We start from the raw sequence: 23389 nt of genomic DNA on the forward strand, positions 1-23389 counted from the left end.
CTCGACAATGCCATGGACGAGGCGGTCGCTGGACATGCCACCCGCATCGACGTGGCTCTGGACGAGGACGGCTTTCTCTGCGTGACCGACAACGGACGTGGCATTCCGGTCGATCCACACCCCAAATTCCCGAAAAAGTCCGCGCTGGAAGTGATCATGACGACGCTTCACTCCGGCGGCAAATTCGATTCAGGCGCCTACCAGACTTCCGGCGGACTGCATGGCGTCGGCGTCTCGGTTGTCAATGCGCTGTCGGAACGGTTGGAAGTCGAGGTCGCGCGGGCTCAAACCCTTTATCGCCAGGTTTTCGAACGCGGCGCCCCGCTCGGGAAGCTGGAAACGGTGGGGCGCGTCACCAATCGGCGCGGTACCAGGGTGCGTTTCAAGGCCGATCCTCAAATCTTTAAAGAAAACGCCCGCTTCAGTCCCGCCCGCCTGTTCAAGATGGCGCGTGCAAAAGCCTATCTGTTCGGCGGCGTCGAAATCCGCTGGAAATGCGCGCAAAACTGGCTCGACTCCGCCGGAAAGACCCCGGCCGAGGCGGTGTTTCATTTCCCCGGCGGGCTGAAAGACTATCTCGCCGCCGACATCGAGGGCAAGGAGCTGGTAGCCGAGCCGTTTTTCACCGGAAGAGTGGAAAAAGCCGAACGGCACGGCTCATTGGAATGGGCAGTCACCTGGCTGGCGCAGGACGACGGTTTCGTCCATTCCTATTGCAACACCATCCCGACGCAGGATGGAGGAACCCATGAATCCGGCCTGCGGCTGGCGCTGTTGCGAGCGCTGAAAGACCACGCCGAGCGCATCGGCCAGGGCAAACGCGCGAGCGCCGTCACCACCGACGACATCATGAACGGCTGCGCCGCGCTGATTTCGGTGTTCATCCGCGAACCGGAATTCCAGGGTCAGAACAAGAGCCGGCTGATGAGCCTCGAGGCCTCACGGATCGTCGAAAGCACCATACGCGACGCCTTCGACCATTGGCTTGCCGGCTCGCCAGCCCAGGCCAGCCGCCTGCTCGACTGGGCGGTCGAACGCGCCGAGGAGCGCCTGCGCCGCCGCGCCGAAAAAGATGTGGCCCGCAAAAGCGCGACGCGCAAACTGCGCCTACCCGGCAAGCTCGCGGACTGCACCAATAATTCATCGCAAGGCTCTGAATTATTTATCGTCGAAGGCGATTCAGCGGGCGGCTCGGCGAAACAGGCGCGCGACCGCGCCAGCCAGGCCATCCTGCCTTTGCGAGGCAAGATCCTGAACGTCGCCAGCGCAACGCGCGAAAAACTCGCCGGTAACCAGCAGCTCGGCGACCTGATCCAGGCGTTGGGAGTGGGCGTCGGCGCCCAATACCGCGCTGAAGACCTGCGCTACGACAAGATCATTATCATGACCGACGCCGACGTCGACGGCGCCCATATCGCCTCGCTGCTGATCACGTTCTTCTATCGGCAGATGCCCAAGCTGATCGACCAGGGCCACCTTTATCTCGCAGTGCCGCCGCTGTTCAAACTGACGCAGGGGGCCAAGACCGCCTATGCGCGCGACGAGGTCCATCGCGACGAACTGTTGCGCACGATGTTTTCGGGACGTGGCAAGGTCGATATCAGCCGCTTCAAGGGGCTGGGAGAAATGATGCCGGCGCAGCTGAAGGAGACCACCATGCAGCCGGGCAAGCGCACCCTGTTGAAAGTCGGTATCGTCGAAGAAGATCGTGAGGAAACCGCGGATTCCGTCGAAAGGCTGATGGGGACCAAGCCTGAGGCGCGTTTCGCGTTCCTGCAGGAACGCGCCGCCTTCGCGGCCGCCGCAGATCTGGTCGATCTTTGAAATTTCAGGAGAACAGAATGAATTCTTCCGTCGACGCCGCGCCGCGAAGCTACGACCGAACGCAGATCGTTCTGCACTGGCTACTCGCCGTGATGATTTTCGGTCTCTATGCCGTCGGGCTGACCGTCGATCTGTTCGACAAGCCGGTGCGCCCCTTCATCATCAACCTTCACGCGGTCTTTGGCCTGGCGCTGCTGGCTCTTGTGGCGCTGCGGCTGTTCTGGCGGACGACACATAAAGCCCCGCCCTATCCGGACAGCATGGGGCCGTGGTTTCGTAGAGCCGCCGCCGCCGGTCACGGTCTGCTCTATCTTTTGATGGTTTTCATCCCGCTGCTCGGGCTGGGCGCTTTTTTCCGCCGCGGAAAACCGCTCGATTTCGGCGTGCTACAAATTCCCTCGCCGCTCGAAGCCGACCGCGACATCGCCCATCAGATCACTGAAATCCATGGCTTGCTGGCCAATATCCTGATCGCCTTGGTCGTCCTCCATGTCCTCGTCGCGCTCTATCACCAGTTCGTGCTGCGCGACGACCTTCTGGCGCGGATGCGGTTGCGCTAACGCTCTTTTTACCGCGATATAGGACAAGGGATCGCATCACTTCCGGAGCGGTCCCATGTCAGGTTTTTCATCTTCGCCCGCTCTCGACCGTTTGGCGTTGTTTTGCGCGCTCGTCACCCTGGTCTGCGTGCTCGGCGCGCATGGCATGGACCAAATGGCGCAAAACGGCGAACTCCCCAAAATGTCCTGGGCCAGCGCGGAAAAGCATATGGCCGTCGACCACACCGCCACGGCGACGATTTCGCCCCGCGCGTCGTCGGTCGCGGTTAATCCCTGCGGCCAGAATTAAGCATTTCTTTCAGAATTTCATTGACATCGATTCCGCTTGGCCTGATGGTCCGCGCGGCGTCTTGGGATTCGCGCGCGCCCGCCGTGCTTGAACGGCGTATTGATCGAATCGGAATCAGTCGATTTCGATGCGGGGGGTGGATTTGGCCGCCGTTTCACGCGGCCGGCAACCGTTCATGCTTCCGCCAGACGCGATCCGAAGTTCAAGCCGCTTTCATCAAACCCGCTATTGGGACATTTAATGCAATTTACCGAACTCGGCCTCAGCGAAAAAGTGCTGCGCGCCGTCGAAGCCTCAGGCTACACCACCCCGACGCCCATTCAGGCGCAGGCCATTCCTTTCGCCCTCACCGGCCGCGATATCCTGGGGATAGCCCAGACCGGCACCGGCAAGACCGCCGCCTTCGTCCTTCCCATGCTGTGTCAGTTGGAACAGGGTCGCGCCCGCGCCCGCGTGCCACGCACGCTGATCCTGGAGCCGACGCGCGAACTTGCGGCGCAGGTCGAGGAAGCTTTCGTCAAATATGGATCGCAGCACAAACTGAACGTTGCCCTATTAATCGGCGGCGTCTCCTTCGCGGACCAGGAAACAAAGATCATGCGTGGAGCCGACGTGCTGATCGCCACGCCAGGCCGTCTGCTCGACTTCTTTGAACGCGGCAAGCTGCTTCTCAGCGGCATCGAGATTCTCGTCATCGACGAGGCCGACCGCATGCTCGACATGGGATTCATCCCGGATATCGAGAAAATCTGCAAAATGGTGCCCTTCACCCGGCAGACCCTGTTCTTCTCGGCGACCATGCCACCGGAAATCACTCGGCTGACCGAGCAATTCCTGCATAATCCCGCCCGGGTCGAAGTCGCCCGCGCCGCCACCACCGCAGAGACCATCGTCCAGTCGTTGGTAGCCTCGCATGGCGGCGGCGACAAACGCGAGACTCTTCGCCGGCTTTTGCGCGACGCCGAGGGCTTGAAGAACGCCATCGTCTTCTGCAACCGCAAGCGCGACGTCGCCATTGTTCACAAGAGCCTTGAAAAACATGGTTTTCCAGTTGGTTGCCTGCACGGCGACATGGATCAGAGCGCCCGCATGGCCTCGCTCGACGCCTTCAAGAACGGCGCGGTGGACATATTGGTCTGTTCCGATGTCGCGGCGCGCGGCCTCGACATCCCCGACGTCAGCCATGTCTTCAATTTCGACGTGCCGACCCATTCGGAGGATTACGTCCATCGCATCGGCCGCACGGGCCGCGCCGGGCGCTCCGGCGCCTCGTTCACGATCGTCACCCGCGAAGACGGCAAATATGTTTCGCAGATCGAGGATCTGATCAAGCGCAAGATCGATTGGCTCGGCCCCCGGTTGGAAGACCTGACCGAACCGCAATATACCGAGCGCGACCGCGAACGCAGCTCGCGTCACGGCGATCGCTCGGGCCCATCCTCGCGGCGCGGCGGACGCCCGCCTGCAACACGGGGACCGCGTCCTGAGCGCGCGGCGGAGCGTCCCGAACGGGCCGAGCGGCCGGAGCGTGTTGAGCGTCCTGAACGCGCCGAACGTTCGCAACCCGTCGTCGAGGCGGAGGCGCGGCAGCCGCGTAACGGCGGCCGCGATGGCCGGGATTTTTCGCGCGACGCGCAAAGGTCGCGTCGCGGCGGGCAAAAAGTGGACGATGATCCGCCGGTGATTGGCCTCGGCGACCACGTTCCGTCTTTCCTGCTCCGCCCGGTGCGGATCAAGGGCGCCAAGCCGGCCGAATGAGCTGCTCCAGACCTGCAATTCCAACGACCTTACCGTTGGTCAGTGCAGGATGTCGACATATAGCGCCTCGTCCCAGCGACAGGGCTGGCCAAGTTCGGAAAAGGCGCGGCCAAAAGAAAGGCGATGGACTTCTTCTTCGGTATCGGCTCCCGTCTGCATCGAAAATCACCTGTCGATAACAGAGGCGCTGGACCAGCAAAACCCGATGGCTGTTTTGACACAGCGTGGCCGGCAATAAAATTGAATTAAAGCTTTCGTCAGCTTTTCTTCACAGCGGTCCAAACGGCGGCAGCACGCCGAAAATCTTGCGCAGAAAACCTGGCGCTATGGCTGATAGCGGATTGACCGTCAGCACTGGCGCTGTGATTTTCCCGGCGACGCGATAATTCAAGCCGATGAGCCCTTCCTGCGAGCCGCCGGCGAGAATGCCGATCACTGGCAACTGGCCGAACAGGTTGTTCACCCCATATGCCGGAACGAATACGCCGGTAAGATCAAGGGCGTCGCGGTCGAAATCGACCCAGCCTTCGAGCGTCGAGCCTATCGAAGGGCTGGAAATCGTGCCGTCCTGGATGGTCAAGCGGCCGTTTTTCTTGTCGAGCATGGCGTATAGGCGGGAGAAGGCGACGGAGTTCGGATCGATCTTGACCTTGGAGGTGATCGGTTCGGCATTGGGCGAGGTGATGAAACTCCGCATAGCCGGCTCGCCGCGCAGTACGAATTTCTCGATTTCCAGTGTTCCGGATAGGCCGCCGCCATCGGAAAGTCGCAGGGCAGAGTTCAGTTTTCCGCCGTCCATGTGACTGTAGATGTCAATAAAGCCAAGCAGGGCGCCGGCGTCGGAACTGGCGACGCGCAGCAGAGGCGGCCCTGCGTCGGGGCGGCTAAGAGTAGCTTGCAGGGAATCGCCGCCGAGCTTGCCGGCCATGTTCAGCGTCTGGTATTGGCCGGATTTCCGTACGACCCTCAGATCGGCGTTGGACACGATCTGGCGATTCGCGCCCGACATTAAAGTGGCGTTCAGGGTCAGGTCGAAATCGCTCGAATCACCACCAGCGTTCGCCGACAGGTTCTTGAGAAAAGGCCGCGCGTCGATCGCCGCTCCCCGCGCGTTGATTTTCAAGATGTCGGCGGTTCTGGAGGCTTCGACTTCGAGATTGTCGCCGGGCGAAAACTTGATCTGCGGGAATTTGGCCGCGGTCACCGTGCCTTCGGGCGAAAGTTGCATCGAGCCACGCGCGGAAGGGCCGGAGCCTTCGAACACAATCTGGTCGAGAAATGCGCCGCCGCGATCATCCTCGCGATAGGCGAATGTCGCCTTGCCTGGACGCCCTGCCGGCTTGTAGAGGCCCGGTACAGGATAGATCAGGCCGGCGCGGGAAAGATCGAGTTCGACCTGTGCTTGGGGGGGTACCTGCCCCACCTCACCAAAGACCTTCACCGCCACCGGCCCGGTGATAGAGGCGCCGAAATTCAGTCCCGCCTTCGCGCGTCCCGCCTCGTCGAGACTGAAGACGATATTGCCCACCGGCGGCTCCGAGCCCTTGCGGTTCATCTCAAGCGTCGCCGGCGCGCCGAAAAGCTTGCCCGTGCCGGTGACGCGGGTGACGCCGCCTTCGAGGCTGACGGCGAGCGTAGCCTGTTCGAGCTTTTCCTTGCCGACCAGATGTTCCGCAGAGAAATTCTCGACTTTTCCGTTAACGTCGAGACTCGCGAGCGACGGGTCATAAACGTGCGTCAGCTTGGTGCGATAGGTGAAATTGGCGTCGAACAGCCCCCTGGTGGTTTTCGGATCGAGCGGCAGGCTGGCCACCTTGGCGAAACCTGGCTTGGCCAGCAATTCGCCGAGCGCCTCCAACGATCCCCTGCCCCGCGCGGAAACGCTCAAGGCATTGGGTTTGGTTTCGAGATCGGGCATGGAAAACACGCCGTCCGACAGGTCGATCCGCCGCCCGGGCTCCGCCTCAATGCCCGCGCCGCTTCCAGTAATGCGCGAGGCGCGGCCGGTCGAATGGCCCTGCCCGTTAAGGCCGAGGATTGGCGGCGCGTCGTTGAGGAAGGTGAAATTGGCGTCATTGAACGCATAATCGATGGCGATGCGGTCATCCATCGGCGCATGTTGCGCCCGCATCATGCGAAGATCGAGATCGTCGAGATCGATCGCCATGCGGGCGCTTTCCAAGGTCCCCCCGAGCAAATGATCGCCGACCCAGCCGCGCACCGGCGCCCCGGCGGCATTGGGCCAGACCGCCAGCACTCCGGCCGCCGTCATCTTGCCGGCTGCAATTCCCAGCCGCACATGTGCGCCCTCGACCCAGTCGATCGATCCCTGCATGGCGACCGAAACTTCCGGCCCGCTCGCCTCGATCCGCGCAACATTCAATATCTTGTTGGGCAAATCGAGATTCAATTCGCCGTGAAAGGAGGAAATCGTCACCGGCTTCTCGCCAGCGCGGTCCGGGCCGATGATTCCCGGCTCGGTGGCCTTGAAGGCGAGGCTCCAGGCGGCGGCGTCGCTCGCTGGGGGCGTGATCGAGCCATAGAGGAAGAAACGCGTCGGACCGGAGAAAATCTGCGCCTGTTCGATCACGGCGCGATGATTGGCGCCGTCCCAATGGGCTGCGGCGAAAAGCTCGTCGAGAAAAACCGGCGGAAAATCCGGGTCGTCGAAGCGCCAGAAACCTTCACCCAGCGCCACCCGGGCGTTGGCTTCGATGACATGGCCGCCGGCGGCGAAGGAGGCCTCGGCCTTGAGCGACAGAGGAATGTCGGAATCGACCGGCAGCGAGGTTTTCCCAGCGAGCAGCGCGATTTCGTCGATGGAAAAGCCGCTGGCCTCGAAGGACAGGTCATGGGGCTCGCCCCGCGAGCCCCGAGCGGCGCCCTTCACGCTCCAGCGGCCGCTCGGCCCTCGCGCGGCAATCGCGACCTGGGCTATTCCTCGCCCGGATAGACGCTTGCGATCGAGCGAAAATTCTAAATCGTCGAAACTGCGCATCTGGCCCGCCGCCAGATCGTCGAAGATGAGCCGGCCCCGCCTTACGCCGAAATGATCGAGCATGGCGATCGGGCTGTCGCCGCCGGCTGCGACGTCAAAAATGGCATTGATTGCTTCCCCCGCTTGCCGCATGACCTTTGCACGGGGCGGCGGAGTTGGAGCGGAGGCCGGCGGCGGCATCGAGGTCTGGTCGGGCGGAGCGAAAGGTTTTTCCGACGGCGTCGCTTCGGAGGCCGTTTCGTCGCCAGCATTGATATCGATGCCTCCGTCGGGCCGGATCAGCAGTTCGACGTGAACATCCTCCAGTTCCACGCGCGACGGCTTGATGCTTCCGGTCAGTAGCGACAAAGGATCGAAGATCAGGTCGGCTTTCGGCGCGGTTAAGATCCGTCGCCCGTCGGTGCGGCTGACATTGAAACCGTTGAGGGCCAGCGCCAGCCCATGATCCTGGCGCTCGATAGCCATGCCACCGATTTCCAGGCGATAGGCCGGTCCAAGTTTCTGTTGCAGCGCCGAGGTCAGGAACGGCTTGAGGGTGTCGAGATTGAGCTTTCCGATGGCCAAAACCGCGACGGACAGGCCCATGCCGCAAATCAGCGCCAACAGCAACAGCGACAAGCCGGCGCCAGCGGCGTGATGCGCTCGCCAGCGCCGCCGCCTGCAACGCAGCGGCTGAACTTCAGGTTCTGGGTCGGGCGTTTCGGCCAAGGGGTCCGCTTTCCTCTCAGTTGAAAAATATTTGGCGCTTTGCGGAGCCCGGCGAATCGACGTTTATTGTAGGCTGCCGCAGGGTTCTGGCTCAAGCTGGCGGGCGACGCAATGAAGTCGCTCGAATGCCTTGCATTTGCGACGAAAGGAAGGCCGATGGCCGACACATTGCAAGCGGGCGATGCCGCCCCGGATTTCAAGCTGCCCCGCGACGGCGAAGGCTTCCTGACGCTCGCCGATTTCAAGGGGAAGAAGCTCGTACTCTATTTCTATCCGAAGGACGATACTTCCGGCTGCACAGCCGAAGCCATCGCCTTCAACGGCCTCACGGGCGATTTCGCCGCGGCCGGGACCGCCATTGTCGGCGCCTCGCCTGATCCGGTGAAGAAACACGACAAGTTCCGCCAAAAATACGAGCTTTCTTTCCCGCTCCTCGCCGACGAATCGAAACAGATGCTCGAAGCCTATGGCGTGTGGGTCGAGAAAAGCATGTATGGCCGCAAGTATATGGGCGTCGAACGCACGACCTTCCTGATTGGCGCCGATGGGCGCGTCGCCCGCACCTGGCGCAAGGTCAAGGTGCCCGGCCATGCCGAGGAAGTGCTCGCAGCGGCGCGACAATTGTAACCGCAGGTTGCGTTCTTGGCGAAACATTAACCATGTCAGCGTAAATCTTCCGTCGGAGGATTATGGAAGATGCGCGCAAGAGATTCGGAGCCCGTGCGTTCTCGAATAAGGATTGATTTCACTTATCGAAATTTCCGCCGCGAACTGGCTCTGCATCCGGCGCTGGGTGTCGCCGTGTTCGGCTTCATTCCGCTGATTCTTGTCTCCTGCCTGGGCGTGGGATTCTATTCGATATTTCGCGACGACATGCTCGCATCCTTGATACGGGGGCAAGCGCGGATGCAAGCGGCCTATGAGGAGCGCATTGGCGCACTGCGCTCCCAGATCGAGGTAGATGCGTCGCAAAGAATACAGGACCGGCGCGCGCTTCAGGCGCGGGTGGCGGACCTGGCGGGGCGGCAGGCGCGGCTCGAAATACACACTGCCCAGGTGAGCGCCCTCGCAGCCCAGATATATCCTGCCGCCGAGGCGGCTAGACTTGATCCCGCCGCGACGAGCATCGCGGTCCGCCACGTCCCTGCGCCGCCGGCCGCCAAACCGGCTCTCGCCGTTAAAATCGCCAAACCGGCGCCGGCCGGCTTCGACCTGCGCGGCCCCCAGCCTCTCGACCCGTCGGGCGAGGACCTGAGCGAAAACGTCGATACAATCACGCCGGAGAGAAAACTGCGCGATCTCGCGAGCAATTTCGACAGCATCGAGCAGGGACAGATCGCCGCCCTCGAAAATTTGCGCGCGCCCCTCGCCGCCAAAGCCGAGCGCCTGCTTCGCGCCTTCGACGAAGCCAACTTGCCAGTCGACCGACTGCTGCGCCACGCCGCCAGCCGGCGCCCGGGAAAAGCGGGCTCCGGCGTAGGGGGGCCGTTCGAGCCGGCGCCCGTCGGCGCGGACGCTTTCGAGCGCGCCTATGCAGGCGTCAGCCAGAGCCTTGCCGCTATCGACGGCCTCCGCGGCGCCCTGTCCTACGCACCTCTGCGCCAACCACTGTTCGGCCCGCTCGACGTGACCTCGAGCTTCGGCTTTCGCACCGATCCCTTCCTTGGCCGCCCGGCCCTGCACTCCGGAATGGATCTGCGCGGCGACACCGGCGATCCGGTCCGCGCCACCGCCGCCGGCCGTGTCGTCCTCGCCGGCCCCAGCGGCGGCTATGGCAACCTCGTCGAAATCGATCATGGCGCCGGCCTCGCCACCCGTTACGGCCATTTGTCGCAGATCGCGGTCGAGGAAGGACAGTGGGTTGAGGCCGGCGCCGTGGTGGGCGAAATCGGCTCGACCGGACGCTCTACCGGTCCCCATCTGCATTACGAAGTGCGGACGGACGGCGTTGCCGTCGACCCCAGCCGCTATCTCAGGGCCGGACTTCTCTTGAACTCGGCGCTGTGATCGGCGTTAATGTCAAAACACATTTTTGCGGGAGGTCACATGTGCAAACTCGGGACAAGTTCTTTCCTTGCAGCCGTGTCCTGCACCCTCGGCTCCTGCTTCGCGCAGCAACCAGTCCCACCGGCCTATCCGCTCGACGCCATACCGGAAAAAATGCCATTCAGCACGCCCTATGGGGCGCCGATTTCGCTGGCGCGCGCGCAGGCCGCGATCGCCGCCGCAGCGGCCGAGGCGGAAAAACGCGGCTGGTCGCTGAACATAGCGGTGGTCGATTCCGGCGCCAATCTCGTCGCCTTTGCGCGGATGGATGGCGCGCAATTGGCCTCGATCAGCATCTCCGAACACAAGGCGCGGGCGGCGGCGACCTTCCGCCGGCCCACACGAGCCTTTGAGGATTCCTTACAAAAATCGGATTACAAATATATCACTACGCTTGATGGCCTCATCGCTTCGCGCGGCGGCATTCCCTTGATCGAGGATGGCAAGCTGATCGGCGCCATCGGCTGCTCGGGAGGAACCGGTTCGCAGGACGAGGTCGCCTGCCTCACCGGCGCGGCGGTCATCAACAAGTAACCGCGCAGAATTGCTTGCGTAAAATCATTTACGGCCCTGGCGCATAAGATCGCCGAGCCAATCGGTGGACCCTGGCGTCATCCACATTTTCAGCAGGGCTTCCGGAGAATAGCGCTCCAGGGAGTCCATCATCCGCTTTTCGATCTCCTCCATCGCACGTTTCTGCATCGGTTCGAAGTCCGGAAGACCCATGAAGGCGCGCGCCTCGGCCGGTGTGCAGTCTATATCGACTGTAATTTTCATAGGATCGACTCCGCGCACTGTGAAAAGTCGTGTTTTCACAGCAAATCATAGGCGCGCGGGGCCGAAAAGCGATAAGTTTCTTAAGAAATGATTAACGGCCTTGGCTTTAGCCGGCAAGCAGCGCCGGATCGAAGCTTTCCACATCCTCGGAGCCTTGCGTGATGGCGCGGAACAGCGCCTGCGTACGGGGCAGGATCTGCGTCGCGAAAAAGCGCGCATAGGCCAGCTTTCCCTTGAGAAAAGCAGGATCGCCCTCGCCCGCGCTCAAGCCTTGCGCCGCCACGGACGCCTGTTTCACCAGCAGCCAGAAACCGACGACGATCCCGGCCAGATGCAGCATGGGGACCGCCGCCGCCGCCGTACGCGCGGGCGCCGCCGGGTTGTTTTTTACGATCCATTCGACGGAATCTGCGAAATGCGCGAGAGGTTCGGACAAGGCCTTGGCCAGAGCCGCGACTTCCGGAATCCCGGCGCTCGCTGCCATGGTCACCTCGATTTCGGCGATCAGGTCGCGCGCGGCCGCGCCGCCGTCGCGAGCGATTTTCCGCCCGACCAGATCGTTGGCTTGGATAGCGGTGGTGCCTTCGTAGATCGTGGTGATGCGGGCGTCGCGGAAATGCTGCGCCGCCCCGGTTTCCTCAATGAAGCCCATGCCGCCGTGGACTTGCACGCCGGTCGATGCGATGTCGATAGAGTTTTCGGTGCACCAGCCCTTCACCACCGGGATCAGCAGATCGACGCGCGCCTGCGCCTTTTTCGCCTCGGCCGCGTCCGGGGAAAGGTGGGCCACGTCCATCTGGCTTGCGGCATAATAGGCCAGGGCGCGCATCGCCTCGACCCGCGATTTCATGTCGAGCAGCATGCGCTTGACGTCGGGATGATAAGCGATGGGCTTGCCAACGGCCTCGCCAATCGGGCGCCCCTGGACGCGCTCGAAGGCGTAACTACGGGCCTGCTGATAGGCGCGCTCGGAAATCGCCACGCCCTCCAGCCCGACATTGAGTCGGGCGTGGTTCATCATGGTGAACATGTATTCCAGCCCGCGATTGGCCTCGCCAACCAGATATCCCAGCGCCCCACCCTTTTCGCCAAAGGACATCACCGCCGTCGGGCTGGCGTGGATGCCGAGCTTGTGTTCGATGGAGGCGCAGACGAGATCGTTGCGCTCGCCGAGCGAGCCATCGGGATTGACCAAGAACTTCGGTGCGATGAACAGCGAAATGCCCTTCACCCCGGGAGGAGCGTCAGGCAGACGCGCCAAGACCAGGTGAACGATGTTTTCCGCGACGTCGTTCTCGCCCCAGGTGATGAAGATTTTTGTTCCGGTGATGCGGTAGACGTCGCCTTCGGGAACGGCTCGTGTGCGCACGGCGGCGAGATCGGAGCCGGCCCCCGGTTCAGTAAGGTTCATCGTCCCGGTCCAGGTTCCGGCGACCATTTTCGGCAGGTAGAGCGCCTTCTGCGCCTCCGAACCGTGATGGTCGATGGCCGAAATGGCGCCGATGGTAAGCATCTGGCATAGCGAGAAGGCCATGTTCGAGGCCTTCCACATTTCCAGAACCGGCGTCGAGACCAGGGCGGGCATGCCCTGCCCACCATATTCCGCCTTGGCCGGCATGGCGTGCCAGCCGAATGCGCAGAAAGAGGCGAAAGCCGCCTTCACGCCGTCCGGCGTCGTCACCACCCCGTCCTTGCAGACGCAGCCGGTGACGTCTCCCGGTTGGTTCAAGGGCGCCAGCACGTCGCCGGCGAATTTGCCCGCCTCCTCGAAAATAGCTTCGACCAGATCGTCCGAGACGTCCTCATTGCCGGGCAGCGCCGCAATACGATCGAAATCGCCGACCGAACGCAGGGTGAAAAGCATGTCGCGGATCGGCGCGGAATAAGCGGTCATGACGGACTCCGATTTTTAACGTTCTGCATCAGATACTAGCCGATCGCTTCGGCAGAGCGTGCTTTTTCGCGCAGGATGAATTTCTGGATCTTTCCAGTGGAGGTCTTTGGCAAGGGGCCGAAAATGAACCTCTTTGGGACCTTGAACCGCGCCATATGGGCGCGGCAGAAATCAAGGAACTCCTCCTGCGTCGGCTCCGCTCCCTCGCGCAACTCGACGAAGGCGCAGGGCGCCTCGCCCCATTTTTCGTCGGGCGTAGCCACCACCGCCGCGGCCAGCACGTCCTTGTGGCGGTAGAGAACGTCTTCCACTTCCAGCGAGGAAATGTTTTCGCCGCCGGAAATGATGATGTCCTTGGAGCGGTCTTTGATCTTGATATAGCCATCGGGCTCGATCACTGCGAGATCGCCGGTCCGGAACCAGCCGCCGGCGAAGCTTTCCTGCGTCGCGCGCTCGTTCTTGAGATAGCCCTTCATGACGATGTTGCCGCGAAAGACGATCTCGCCCATGGTCGCGCCGTCGTGCGGCACGGGCTTGAAATCGACGAGATCGACGACGTCGATCGCCTCCTGCATCATCGAGCGCACGCCCTGGCGCCCGTTGAGTTCGGCGCGCTTTTCCAGCGGCTGCGCCTCCCATTCTGTCTGCTTGGCGCAGACCGAGGCCGGGCCGTAGGTTTCGGTGAGGCCATAGACATGGGTAATCGAGACGCCTAGCTTCTCCATGCCCTCAATGATGGCGGCGGGCGGCGCGGCGCCGGCGATCAGCGCCGAGACCGCATGGTCGATCGGCGGGTGGTCGGCCGGATCGGTATTGATCAACATGCCGTGGACAATGGGGGCGCCGCAGAAATGGCTGATCTTGTGCTCGGCGATCAGCTGGAAAATATGCTTGGGATCGATGCGGCGAAGGCAGACGTTGACGCCTACATTGGCCGCCATGGTCCAGGGGAAGCACCAGCCGTTGCAGTGGAACATCGGCAGGGTCCACAAGTAGACCGCGTGAGGCTGCATGCCCCAACTTACGATATTGTTGACGGCGTTAAGGTAGGCGCCCCGATGATGATAGACCACGCCCTTGGGGTTGCCGGTTGTGCCTGAGGTGTAATTGAGCGCGATGGCGTCCCATTCGTCCGCCGGCGGCTGTGTGACGAAAGCGGGATCGCCCTCGGCGAGCAGGCTTTCATAGTTGATTTCGCCGAGCAGGCCGCCCCCTTCGTAAAGCGGGTCGTCGACATCGATGACCAGCGGCTTCGGCCCCTCCATCAATTTCAGCGCCTTGTCGACGACACGCGAAAATTCCCGGTCGGTGAGCAGGATTTTCGCTTCGCCATGGTCGAGCATGAAGGCGATGGCTTCGGCGTCAAGCCTGGTGTTGAGTGTATTGAGCACGGCGCCGGCCATTGGGACGCCGAAATGCGCTTCCAGCATGGCTGGAACGTTGGGCAGCATCGCCGCCACTGTATCGTCCTTGCCAATGCCGCGCTTCTGAAGGGCGGAGGCGAGGCGACGGCAGCGCTCGGCGGTCTGGGCCCAGGTGAAGCGCTGATCGCCGTAAATGATCGAGAGCTTGTGCGGGAACACGTCCGCGGCTCTTGAAATGAAGCTCAGGGGGGTCAGAGCGGCGAAATTTGCTTCGTTCTGGTCGAGGCCGTTAAGATAGGCTTTGCCCATGGTTGTTTCCCCTGTTCGCGCTTCAAGTCGCGAGCCTGGGCGCCCGCGCTGTTGCGGAGACTCTTAGACAATTTGACGACAGCGTCCAACTAGCCAGAAGGCAAAGAAGGCCTCAGAGCGGTGTATTCCGGCCAGTTTTCGTTAAGCCTAAGGCCAGTTGACCCCGCCGGCCGGCACAGCCTTTCATCGACGAAGTTCTGGCGGCGGTTCTATAGAACCTGCGCCAGCCTAGCAGCGCGCAGCGTGTTGGCCATCAGCAGGGCGATGGTCATCGGGCCGACGCCGCCCGGAACCGGCGTGATCGCCCCGGCGACCGCGAGCGCCTCGTCAAGGGCGACATCGCCGACCAGCCGGGTTTTCTTCTGCCCGGAGGCGGTCAGACCTTCCGCGGGAATGCGATTGATGCCGACGTCGATCACCAGCGCACCGGGCTTGATCCAGTCGCCGCGGATCATTTCGGGGCGACCGACGGCGGCGACGAGAATGTCCGCGCGTCTCGCGACGGACGGCAGGTCGCGGGTGCGCGAATGGGCGATGGTGACGGTGGCGTTTTTCGCCAGCAGCAATTGCGCCATCGGCTTGCCGACGATGTTGGAGCGACCGACGATCACCGCTTCCGCGCCAGCGAGATCGCGGTGCAAAAATTTCGTCGCCTCCTCGATCAGCAGCATGGCGCCGGCCGGAGTACAGGGAACCAGAGCGCGCTTGATCGCGCCGGTCGCCAGCAAGCCGACATTGATCGGGTGAAAGCCGTCGACATCCTTTTCCGGCGCGACGGTCAAAAGCACTTTTTGCGTATCGATCCCCGCCGGCAGCGGCAATTGCACCAATATGCCGTGGATGGCCGGATCGTCGTTGAGGCGGCGCACCAGATCGATCAGTTCGGCCTCGGTAGTGGTGACCGGCAGGTCATGCTGCACCGAGTGGAAACCGCAAGAATGGGCCGCCTTGCCCTTCGACTTGACATAGACCTGGCTGGCCGGGTCCTCGCCCACCAGGACCACCGCGAGTCCCGGCTTGACGCCCAATGATCCGGCCTCGAGCGCGACCCGCTCCAGCACGGAGGCCGAAGCGACCTTGCCGTCGATCAGCAGCGCCTGTTTGCCGGAAGATTTCAGAATGTTCGAGGTCATGGCCGCGTCCCAAGGTTTCTGCGTCGCTTTTCGCAGAGCTTTTCGGGATTGTTAAGCCCCGATCGCATCCGCCTTTCGCAAATGCGGGAACAAAACAGCCCAGACCGCCACGACCACCAGCGTGCCGACGCCACCGAACAGCGCCGCGCCCACCGCCCCCAACAAAGCGGCGGCGAAACCGGATTCGAATTCGCCCAACTGGTTCGACGCGCCGATGAACAGGAAATTGACCGCGGCGACACGGCCGCGCATTTCATTGGGCGTCGCCAATTGCACCAGGGTCTGCCGCACGACCATGCTGACGACGTCGCAACCGCCCAAAGCCGCCAACGCCGCCAGCGACAAGGCGAAGTTCGTCGACAGCGCGAAGACGATGGTCGCCACGCCATAGCCGGCGACGCAGGCGAACATTTTCGGGCCGACGCGCCGCCTCAGTGGAAAGGCGGTGAGAAGAAGGCTGACCGCGATCGCTCCAAAAGCCGGACCCGCGCGCAAGACGCCCATGCCCGCCGGCCCGACGTGGAGAATGTCATGCGCGTAAATCGGCAAGAGCGCGGTGACGCCGCCGAGCAGCACGGCGAAAAGATCCAGCGAAATCGCGCCGAGCACCACTTTGTTCGACCAGATATAGCGCAACCCGGCCAGCGCGCTTTTTTCGTCGGCGTTGAGATCTTCCCGAGCGACGTCGGCGCCAGGGCGGCGGATCGCAAGAACCATCAACGCGGAGCTTGCCGCCAGCACGGCGCAAAGGAAAAACACTTTTATGCCGATCAAGGCGAACAGCAAGCCGCCGAGCGCCGGCCCGGCTATGGTGGCGGCCTGAAACACGGTGACGGACATGGCGATGGCGCGCGGAAACTCAGCCTTCGCGACGATTTCCGGCAGGAGCGAGGAATTGGCGGGGCCGGAAAAGGCGCGGGCCGAGCCGAGCGCGAACAAGGCCGGATAAATCAACCAGATCGGCGCGGAAAAGGCGGCGACGGCGAAAACCGCCAGCGATGCGCCCCCCTGCCCCAAGGCGGCGAAAGCGGAAATCTTCCTCCGGTCGTAACGGTCCGAGGCGCGGCCGCTCCAATGCAGCAGCAGCAGCAGCGGCAGGAATTGCGCCAGGCCGATCAGGCCGAGGCTCATGGCGCTGCCGGTCGCCGTATAGACATGCCAGCCCATGGCGACATCGAGCATCTGCGCGGCGAAGGCGCCCAGTCCCCGCGTGAGCAGGAAAAGGACGAGATTTTTCCGCGTGTCAGCGGCGAAATTTGTCATGCGGTTGTTTAACAGCCGCGCGTCAGGCGCTCCACGTAAATTTCGCGGCGCAACACGCTCTTTCGCCCGGATTCAGGCTACGCATAGAAGGCTTTACAAAAATGTCGCCGGAGAAATTTTCGGGGTCGCCGTGGCCGGTCCAGGCTTCCAGACAGAGGAAGGGCGCGCCGGGCCGCGACCACAGGGCAATGTGGGGGAAATCATCCAGCTCCATCCGCAGAACGGGCTTTTCGCCGTCCGCCGCATTGCGGCAGAAAAAATCGACGCTGTCGCTGCGCGCGTCAAGAAAGCACAGCGCCTCTTCGAACAGCGCCGGGGTCAGCGCCAGCTCGCGTCCCTCCAGCGGGATTTTTCGGGTTTTGGTCGAAAACAATCCGCCCGGAGCGATCACAGGAACCTCGGGCTTTTCCATCTCATTGAAGCGTACGAAATGTGGCCCTTCGGCTCCGGGCAAGGGCCAGACGAAACCGGGATGCAGTCCGCAAGCGAAAGGCAGGATTTTCCTTCCTTCATTGATCACACGAAGAATAATGCTTATCTGTATATTTTTTAATGAATATTCAACTTCAAGCGTAAATTCGAACGGATAGAGCGCCTGCGTTGCTGGATTTGCGGCGAGGCGGAAAACCACGCGGTCGGACGCCTGTTCGGCGACGACGAAATATTGCTCGCGGGCGAAACCATGCAGACCGAGGGGATAGCGCCCGCCCTCTACGACAATGCCGTCGTGTGTCCAGCCAACGACGGGAAACAGGATCGGCGCCGAATCGGCCCAAAACTTTGCGTCGCCCGGCCAGATCAGTTCCTGGCGACCGACGGACCAGCTTTTCAGCTCGGCGCCGCGCCGAGCGATGCGCGCAATAGCGTCGCCGGAAGAGATTTCGATGGTTCCGCTCATTTCCGCCCTGACGCCTTTGCGAGGTCGCGATTCCGACCATCATCATTTGGCCACAAGACCCTTTGCGATAGGATGAAGCCGATCGCCTCGCTGGAGTCTCGCCATGACCGTTCCCTCGCCCGCATCGATAAATGAACCGGCGATTCGCATGATCGGCGTCAACAAATGGTATGGCGAATTCCATGTCCTGCGCGACGTCAATCTTGAAGTGACGACCGGGGAAAAGATCGTGCTTTGCGGGCCTTCCGGCTCCGGCAAATCGACCCTGATCCGCTGCATCAACCGACTGGAAGAACATCAGGCCGGAAAACTGATCGTCGATGGCGTGGAGCTGACCGACAATCTCAAGAGCATCGATGAAGTGCGGCGAGAAGTCGGCATGGTGTTCCAGCATTTCAATCTTTTTCCGCATTTGAGCGTGCTGCACAACTGCACCTTGGCCCCGATCTGGGCGCGGAATACGCCTAAAGCGGAGGCTGAGGCTTTGGCGATGCAACTTCTGCAACGGGTACGCATAGCCGAACAGGCCGACAAGTTTCCGAGTCAGCTTTCCGGCGGCCAGCAGCAGCGCGTCGCCATCGCACGCGCGCTTTGCATGAAGCCGAAAATCATGCTGTTCGACGAGCCGACCTCGGCGCTCGATCCGGAAATGGTCAAGGAAGTGCTGGACACCATGGAGTCGCTGGCGAGCGACGGCATGACCATGATGGTGGTGACCCATGAAATGGGCTTCGCCCGACAGGTCGCCGACCGGGTGATTTTCATGGATCAGGGCCAGATCGTGGAGATGAACGCGCCGGAAGCGTTTTTCTCAAATCCGCAACACGAACGGGCGAAGGCGTTCCTCAAACAGATATTGCATTGAAAACAAATAAATGCTGCGCTTCCCATCCTCTTGATTCACATCCTATGCCGCGCGGAAACTTCCGCCAGCATTGCCTTCGCCTTTTCCACCGCAGCACCCAGAATGCCCGCATCTCTCGCACGCAAGACGATCTGGTTCATGAACCGGCCTTCCGACAGTTTCGGATAGGATCCTATCGACACTTCCGGCATGGATTTCGCCAGTTCCCCGAGGCCGTCGGCATAAGCACCTTCCGGCAGGCCGTGGGTGTCGAGGATTTCCGACAGGACTTTTGCGCCCTTGACGAGTTTCGGCGCCACATCGTCGAGCATGGCCTGCATGATCGAAGGCACCCCGGCCATGACGATGACATTGCCGATCCAGAACCCCGGCGCCTTGGAGATCGGATTGGCGACCAGCTCGGCGCCCTCCGGTATCCGCGCCATGCGCCGGCGCGCTTCGTTGAGGTCTTCGGGCTTGATCCGTTCCAGCAGCAGCGCGATAGCGCGCGGGTCTTCCGCTAGCGCGACGCCAAAGGCCTTAGCGACGCCGTCGGCGGTAATGTCGTCATGGGTCGGGCCGATGCCGCCGGTGCTAAAAACATAATCGTAGCGCGTGCGCAAGGCGTTGACCGCCGCGACTATTTCCTCCTCCTCATCGGGCACGACGCGCATTTCCCGCGTTTCGATGCCGATCTGGGCGAGATAGTGGGCGATGTAGCCGCTGTTGATATCCCTGGTGCGTCCGGACAGGATTTCGTCGCCGATGACCAGTACGGCAGCGGTGACGCGATCTTCACTCATGAGGTTTCGCCTTCGTCTTCAGCTCGTTCATACATGACATAGACGCGGGTGCGCAGCACGCGGACATAGCCGCGATCTTCCAGCATGGCGCAAAGATCGACGTCCCATTTGCCAGGCGAATAGGCGAGGATCAGCACACGCGGCCAAAGTTTTTCCGACTCGGCGGAAAGATAAGGTTCGAGAACCAAATCCTCGGCGCCTTCTACATCGAGCTTCATAGCGTCCACGCGTTCGAAACCCTCCTCCCGCACCAAAGTCGCCAGCGAGCGTGCGGAAACACGCACCGAGTCGCCGCCGCCCTCGACATTGACGATGCGCATCGAGGATTCGGCAAGATCGTAAGGGTTGATGAAAAGCGTGACATCGCTTTCCGCGTCGGCGACGGCGCAGTCCAGCGCCTTGACCGTCGCGGCGGGATTCTGCCGGAGATTATAGACCAGACGCTCATAAAGCAGCGGCTGCGGCTCGACCGCCAGGATTTTCGCCCGCGGGCCGGCGCGAAGCGCCACAAAAAGGCTGGTCGCGCCGACTCCGGCGCCAATATCGAGAAAACTCATCTCCCCCGTAATCTTCTCGGCGAGAAAGCGACGCTCCTCGCGGTCGGCCAGTTGCGGCGTGAACAGCAACCGCTTTTCGCAGGCGTTGTTATAGGGATAGAGCCGCATGCGGGCGCGCAGGGTCTCTACCGTGACATCGACCGGGCGAGCGCTGAGGCGGCGCAGGCCGACGCCGCGCACCAGCAGCGCCGCGCGCTGACCCAGCCAGTGCAGCCCGGCGTTCTGTGTGAAATGCAACAGCCGGCGCAGCGCGCCGCGCGGCCGATGTTCGCCGAAGGGAGAAAGATCGTTGGCCGGGGTCGCACGCATGAATGGCCTTTTACCAGCCGCGCCCGAGGCGGCCAAGTTTTATCGCTTGATCTCTTGCGCGGCGCCCGGTTTGGGCTAAATCTGGCAGACAAAGGCTTGTTGCGGGAATCCGGCCGGACGGATTTTCCACAACCTGGCCAATTCTTCCATCGGCGCCAAAAAGCGCAACATTGAAGCTGGAAAACAATGACCTTCATCGAAGCCGAAGCGGCGCCGGGTCGAAAGAACGGCCAGATCAGACTGCATGGCGCCGAAGCTTTCGTCGGGATGCGCAAGGCCGGGCGCCTCGCCGCCGAGGCGCTTGATCTGATGACGGAAGCGGCGCAACCCGGCGTCACTACCGACGCTCTCGACAAGCTCGCCTATGAATTCGGCATGGATAACGGCGCCTATCCCGCGCCGCTCGATTACCGTGGCTATCGCAAGTCGATCTGCACTTCGATCAACCATGTCGTCTGCCACGGCATTCCCGATGAGAAGCCGCTGCGCGAGGGCGACATCGTCAATATCGACGTGACCTATATCGTCGACGGCTGGCACGGCGATTCCAGCCGCATGTATTTCATCGGCGAGGTTCCGCGCCGGGCGCAAAGGCTGGTCGAAGTGACTTACGAATCTCTTTTGCGAGGCATTGCGGTCGTGAGACCCGGCGCGACCACAGGCGACATCGGCCACGCCATCCAGACTTACGCGGAATCGGAGCGCTGTTCGGTGGTGCGGGAATTCTGCGGCCATGGCCTGGGAAAATTGTTCCACGACGAGCCTAACATCCTGCATTACGGCCAGAAGGGCCAAGGCGTGGTGTTGAAGGAAGGCATGTTCTTCACCATCGAGCCTATGATCAATCTCGGCAAGCCGCAGGTCAAAATCCTGTCCGACGGCTGGACGGCGGTGACGCGCGACCGCTCGCTGTCGGCGCAGTTCGAACATGCCTTGGGCGTGACCGCGACGGGCGCCGAGATCTTCACCCTGTCGCCGCGTGGTCTGCATTGCCCGCCTTATGGAGCCGGGTTTGCCGGATGAAGGACGACGCGCCGCAGGAGTCGCTGAACGCCGGCCATCGCGAGCGGCTGCGCGAAAGATTCCTGCAAGGCGGCGCCGAGGCTCTGGCCGACTACGAAATGCTGGAGTTGCTGCTGTTTCGAGCCATTCCGCGACGCGACGTCAAGCCGATCGCCAAAATGCTGCTGAAGCGTTTCGGCTCTTTCGGCGAAGTGGTCGCCGCGCCCGCCGCACGGCTCAAGGAAGTTGAATTCATCGGCGACGCGGCGGTGACCGAGTTGAAAATAGTCGAGGCGGCGGCGCGGCTTCTATCGAGGGAGACCATGCGCAAGCGCCTGACACTGGGCGCCTTCGCGCAGGTGCTGGAATATTGCCGGGGAGCGATGGCCTTCCTCGACACCGAGGAATTCCGGGTGATTTTCCTCGACAAGAAGAACGGCCTGCTCGCCGACGAGGTGCAGGGGCGCGGCACCGTGGACCACACTCCGGTCTATCCGCGCGAAATCATCCGCCGCGCCCTGGAGCTGAACTGCAGCGCCATCATCCTCGTCCACAATCATCCCTCGGGCGATCCCACGCCTTCAAGCGCCGACATCGTCATGACGCAGAACATTGCTTCACTGGCCAAGCCGCTCGGAATTACCGTGCACGACCATCTCATCATCGGCCGCAACGGCCATTCCTCGCTGCGCGCGTTGAAACTTTTCTGACGGTTGGGCGGATTCTTGCCATGGTCCAGGTAAAGACAGACGGGATTTCGCTGAATGTGTCGCTCGCCGGGGATAAGCGCTTCCCGGCGCTGATCCTCGCCCATCCGCTTGGCGCCAATCTTCACCTCTGGGATCCGATCACGCCGGCCTTGGCCGAACGATTTTTTCTCATCAGTTACGACGCCCGCGGCCACGGCCAATCGCACCGTCCCGACGGCCCATACCGGTTGGCCGATCTCGGCGCCGACGTGCTCTGCATGATGGATGAATTTGATGTTGCGCGGGCGCATTTTCTCGGCCAGTCGATGGGCGGCGCCATTGGCCAATGGCTGATGATCCACGCCCCCGAACGGCTGGGGAAAGTCGTGCTGGCCAATACTTCGCCTTATTTCCCCGGCCCCGCCGGCTGGAACGCGCGCATTCGCTCGACGCGCGAAAAAGGCATGGCCGAACTGGCGCCCGTCGTTGTGCAACGCTGGCTGACGGCGGATTTTCGCAAAAGCCATCCAGACGTCGCGAAAAAAATCATGGATATGCTGCTCGCCAGCGATCCGCAGGGCTACGCCGCCTGCTGCTCGGCCCTGCGCGACACCGATCTGCGCGACGCCATCCGCGCCGCCCCGCCCCGCCCTGCTCTGGTGATCGTCGGCGAATCCGACGCCTCGACGCCGCCGGCGCTCGGCGCCGATCTGGCAAACAGTCTGAAGGACGCCAGGCTGGTGAGCCTCAAGGCGGCGCATCTCTCCAGCGTCGAGGCGGAAACGGCGTTTGTGGATGCGGTGCTTGGCTTTCTGGCGGCCTAGGACGCCATTGCGCATCCCGACCGGCAAAAAGTGAATGGCCGATGAAAAGTGAAAATGGCGCGGCCAACCTGCAATTTGCCGGAAAATTATGTTCCGTTTTTGTTCCACGTGAAACACTTATGGCCGCGGCTTTGCCCCATTGCGCCTTCCTCTTTGAAATATAATGATTTTGCCGAGGTCTTGCGCGCGCCCAGGCATGCTTCGCGCCACGCCGCCGGCGAGCACAACCTGACGATTGCAATGGCGAAAACCGGACAAAATCACTCGAAAACGAGGGGAATCGACGTGTTTTAGTGCAAAATAATCAAATAATCGCGTGTTTTTTCACATTTTTTCCACCCGCGCAGAGTCGGCAAACCGATGCAACCTGAGCGCGATTTTCCCCTGCCGCGAGCCGCAACTGCGCCGCAGGCAAAATTGCAAAACTCTCAATTCTCCGCGCTAAAATCCGGCTCTACCGGGAGTATGGCGTCAAGCGGCAGACTGATAGGAACCTGTCCGCCCATTATTTCCAGCAAGACACGGACGCGCTGGGAGGAG

The 23389-nt window shown here is 61.9% G+C and carries 20 protein-coding genes; 11 read left to right on the forward strand and 9 right to left on the reverse strand.

Annotated features, from left to right (window positions below; all coding sequences use genetic code 11):
• The 4 genes from ACLP2E_RS03670 to ACLP2E_RS03685 form a co-directional block, all read left to right on the forward strand.
• Nucleotides 1-1824, forward strand: a 1824-nt coding sequence (locus ACLP2E_RS03670) for a DNA topoisomerase IV subunit B (RefSeq protein WP_442465186.1), incomplete at its 5' end; no start/stop codon positions are given.
• 17 nt (nt 1825-1841) lie between these two features.
• A complete protein-coding gene (locus tag ACLP2E_RS03675) occupies nt 1842-2384 on the forward strand; it encodes a cytochrome b (protein ID WP_442462351.1) in 543 nt (180 codons plus the stop codon).
• Nucleotides 2385-2439: 55 nt separating this feature from the next.
• Nucleotides 2440-2673 carry a hypothetical protein gene (locus ACLP2E_RS03680; protein WP_442462350.1) on the forward strand — a complete coding sequence of 78 codons (234 nt, stop codon included), beginning with the start codon at nt 2440-2442 and terminating at the stop codon, nt 2671-2673.
• A gap of 240 nt (nt 2674-2913) precedes the next feature.
• Nucleotides 2914-4431 (forward strand): DEAD/DEAH box helicase, encoded by a 1518-nt coding sequence (locus ACLP2E_RS03685; protein ID WP_442464244.1) that lies wholly within the window; start codon nt 2914-2916, stop codon nt 4429-4431.
• A gap of 268 nt (nt 4432-4699) precedes the next feature.
• On the opposite strand, the gene ACLP2E_RS03690 is transcribed toward ACLP2E_RS03685, so the two are convergent.
• A complete protein-coding gene (locus ACLP2E_RS03690) occupies nt 4700-8137 on the reverse strand; it encodes a hypothetical protein (protein ID WP_442465187.1) in 3438 nt (1145 codons plus the stop codon).
• 156 nt (nt 8138-8293) lie between these two features.
• On the opposite strand from ACLP2E_RS03690, the gene ACLP2E_RS03695 reads away from it, so the two are divergent.
• From ACLP2E_RS03695 to ACLP2E_RS03705, 3 genes are all read left to right on the forward strand, one after another.
• Nucleotides 8294-8764 (forward strand): peroxiredoxin, encoded by a 471-nt coding sequence (locus ACLP2E_RS03695; protein ID WP_442461444.1) that lies wholly within the window; start codon nt 8294-8296, stop codon nt 8762-8764.
• Nucleotides 8765-8857: 93 nt separating this feature from the next.
• Entirely contained in the window at nt 8858-10144 is a 1287-nt protein-coding gene (locus ACLP2E_RS03700; protein ID WP_442465188.1) for a M23 family metallopeptidase, read from the forward strand.
• A gap of 39 nt (nt 10145-10183) precedes the next feature.
• The gene (locus ACLP2E_RS03705; RefSeq protein ID WP_442461442.1) at nt 10184-10717 is read left to right on the forward strand and encodes a GlcG/HbpS family heme-binding protein; all 534 of its coding nucleotides are present in this window, start codon (nt 10184-10186) and stop codon (nt 10715-10717) included.
• A 24-nt stretch (nt 10718-10741) separates the two neighbouring features.
• Here the strand turns inward: ACLP2E_RS03705 and ACLP2E_RS03710 are convergent, their stop codons facing one another.
• The 6 genes from ACLP2E_RS03710 to ACLP2E_RS03735 form a co-directional block, all read right to left on the reverse strand.
• Nucleotides 10742-10960 carry a DUF6489 family protein gene (locus ACLP2E_RS03710; protein ID WP_442461441.1) on the reverse strand — a complete coding sequence of 73 codons (219 nt, stop codon included), beginning with the start codon at nt 10958-10960 and terminating at the stop codon, nt 10742-10744.
• 106 nt (nt 10961-11066) lie between these two features.
• Nucleotides 11067-12854, reverse strand: a complete 1788-nt coding sequence (locus tag ACLP2E_RS03715; RefSeq protein WP_442465189.1) for an acyl-CoA dehydrogenase — start codon at nt 12852-12854, stop codon at nt 11067-11069.
• 35 nt (nt 12855-12889) lie between these two features.
• Complete coding sequence (locus ACLP2E_RS03720; protein WP_442464417.1) at nt 12890-14527, reverse strand: acyl-CoA synthetase; 1638 nt, start codon at nt 14525-14527, stop codon at nt 12890-12892.
• Nucleotides 14528-14736: 209 nt separating this feature from the next.
• A complete protein-coding gene (locus tag ACLP2E_RS03725; RefSeq protein ID WP_442464418.1) occupies nt 14737-15660 on the reverse strand; it encodes a bifunctional 5,10-methylenetetrahydrofolate dehydrogenase/5,10-methenyltetrahydrofolate cyclohydrolase in 924 nt (307 codons plus the stop codon).
• 51 nt (nt 15661-15711) lie between these two features.
• A complete protein-coding gene (locus tag ACLP2E_RS03730) occupies nt 15712-16923 on the reverse strand; it encodes an MFS transporter (protein WP_442464419.1) in 1212 nt (403 codons plus the stop codon).
• Between the two features lie 22 nt (nt 16924-16945).
• Nucleotides 16946-17821, reverse strand: a complete 876-nt coding sequence (locus tag ACLP2E_RS03735; RefSeq protein WP_442465190.1) for an aldose epimerase family protein — start codon at nt 17819-17821, stop codon at nt 16946-16948.
• A 103-nt stretch (nt 17822-17924) separates the two neighbouring features.
• Here ACLP2E_RS03735 and ACLP2E_RS03740 point away from each other — a divergent pair, with 103 nt between their 5' ends.
• A complete protein-coding gene (locus ACLP2E_RS03740) occupies nt 17925-18686 on the forward strand; it encodes an amino acid ABC transporter ATP-binding protein (RefSeq protein ID WP_442464421.1) in 762 nt (253 codons plus the stop codon).
• 35 nt (nt 18687-18721) lie between these two features.
• On the opposite strand, the gene ACLP2E_RS03745 is transcribed toward ACLP2E_RS03740, so the two are convergent.
• Nucleotides 18722-19468 carry a competence/damage-inducible protein A gene (locus ACLP2E_RS03745; protein ID WP_442464422.1) on the reverse strand — a complete coding sequence of 249 codons (747 nt, stop codon included), beginning with the start codon at nt 19466-19468 and terminating at the stop codon, nt 18722-18724.
• Complete coding sequence (locus ACLP2E_RS03750) at nt 19465-20334, reverse strand: FkbM family methyltransferase (RefSeq protein WP_442464423.1); 870 nt, start codon at nt 20332-20334, stop codon at nt 19465-19467. The genes ACLP2E_RS03745 and ACLP2E_RS03750 overlap by 4 nt, the downstream gene beginning before the upstream one ends.
• A gap of 186 nt (nt 20335-20520) precedes the next feature.
• On the opposite strand from ACLP2E_RS03750, the gene map reads away from it, so the two are divergent.
• The 3 genes from map to ACLP2E_RS03765 are packed head-to-tail and all read left to right on the forward strand — an operon-like array spanning nt 20521 to nt 22849.
• Nucleotides 20521-21357, forward strand: coding sequence for a type I methionyl aminopeptidase (map, locus tag ACLP2E_RS03755; protein ID WP_442464424.1), 837 nt, complete (start codon nt 20521-20523; stop codon nt 21355-21357).
• Entirely contained in the window at nt 21354-22046 is a 693-nt protein-coding gene (radC, locus tag ACLP2E_RS03760; protein WP_442464425.1) for a RadC family protein, read from the forward strand. The genes map and radC overlap by 4 nt, the downstream gene beginning before the upstream one ends.
• A 20-nt stretch (nt 22047-22066) precedes the next feature.
• Nucleotides 22067-22849, forward strand: a complete 783-nt coding sequence (locus tag ACLP2E_RS03765; protein WP_442465191.1) for an alpha/beta fold hydrolase — start codon at nt 22067-22069, stop codon at nt 22847-22849.
• The last annotated feature ends 540 nt before the right edge of the window (nt 22850-23389 follow it).

This window comes from Rhodoblastus sp., from assembly GCF_052145335.1.
In the GTDB taxonomy this organism is placed as follows: Bacteria; Pseudomonadota; Alphaproteobacteria; order Rhizobiales; family Beijerinckiaceae; genus Rhodoblastus.

Coding starts and splice junctions, on each gene's coding strand:
- ACLP2E_RS03710 (WP_442461441.1), bottom strand. CDS start 10,960: ATGAAAATTACAGTCGATATAGACTGCACACCGGCCGAGGCGCGCGCC.
- ACLP2E_RS03745 (WP_442464422.1), bottom strand. CDS start 19,468: ATGAGTGAAGATCGCGTCACCGCTGCCGTACTGGTCATCGGCGACGAA.
- ACLP2E_RS03765 (WP_442465191.1), top strand. CDS start 22,067: ATGGTCCAGGTAAAGACAGACGGGATTTCGCTGAATGTGTCGCTCGCC.
- ACLP2E_RS03750 (WP_442464423.1), bottom strand. CDS start 20,334: ATGCGTGCGACCCCGGCCAACGATCTTTCTCCCTTCGGCGAACATCGG.
- ACLP2E_RS03680 (WP_442462350.1), top strand. CDS start 2,440: ATGTCAGGTTTTTCATCTTCGCCCGCTCTCGACCGTTTGGCGTTGTTT.
- ACLP2E_RS03695 (WP_442461444.1), top strand. CDS start 8,294: ATGGCCGACACATTGCAAGCGGGCGATGCCGCCCCGGATTTCAAGCTG.
- ACLP2E_RS03705 (WP_442461442.1), top strand. CDS start 10,184: ATGTGCAAACTCGGGACAAGTTCTTTCCTTGCAGCCGTGTCCTGCACC.
- ACLP2E_RS03675 (WP_442462351.1), top strand. CDS start 1,842: ATGAATTCTTCCGTCGACGCCGCGCCGCGAAGCTACGACCGAACGCAG.
- ACLP2E_RS03685 (WP_442464244.1), top strand. CDS start 2,914: ATGCAATTTACCGAACTCGGCCTCAGCGAAAAAGTGCTGCGCGCCGTC.
- ACLP2E_RS03715 (WP_442465189.1), bottom strand. CDS start 12,854: ATGACCGCTTATTCCGCGCCGATCCGCGACATGCTTTTCACCCTGCGT.
- ACLP2E_RS03740 (WP_442464421.1), top strand. CDS start 17,925: ATGACCGTTCCCTCGCCCGCATCGATAAATGAACCGGCGATTCGCATG.
- ACLP2E_RS03720 (WP_442464417.1), bottom strand. CDS start 14,527: ATGGGCAAAGCCTATCTTAACGGCCTCGACCAGAACGAAGCAAATTTC.
- ACLP2E_RS03735 (WP_442465190.1), bottom strand. CDS start 17,821: ATGAGCGGAACCATCGAAATCTCTTCCGGCGACGCTATTGCGCGCATC.
- ACLP2E_RS03725 (WP_442464418.1), bottom strand. CDS start 15,660: ATGACCTCGAACATTCTGAAATCTTCCGGCAAACAGGCGCTGCTGATC.
- ACLP2E_RS03730 (WP_442464419.1), bottom strand. CDS start 16,923: ATGACAAATTTCGCCGCTGACACGCGGAAAAATCTCGTCCTTTTCCTG.
- map (WP_442464424.1), top strand. CDS start 20,521: ATGACCTTCATCGAAGCCGAAGCGGCGCCGGGTCGAAAGAACGGCCAG.
- radC (WP_442464425.1), top strand. CDS start 21,354: ATGAAGGACGACGCGCCGCAGGAGTCGCTGAACGCCGGCCATCGCGAG.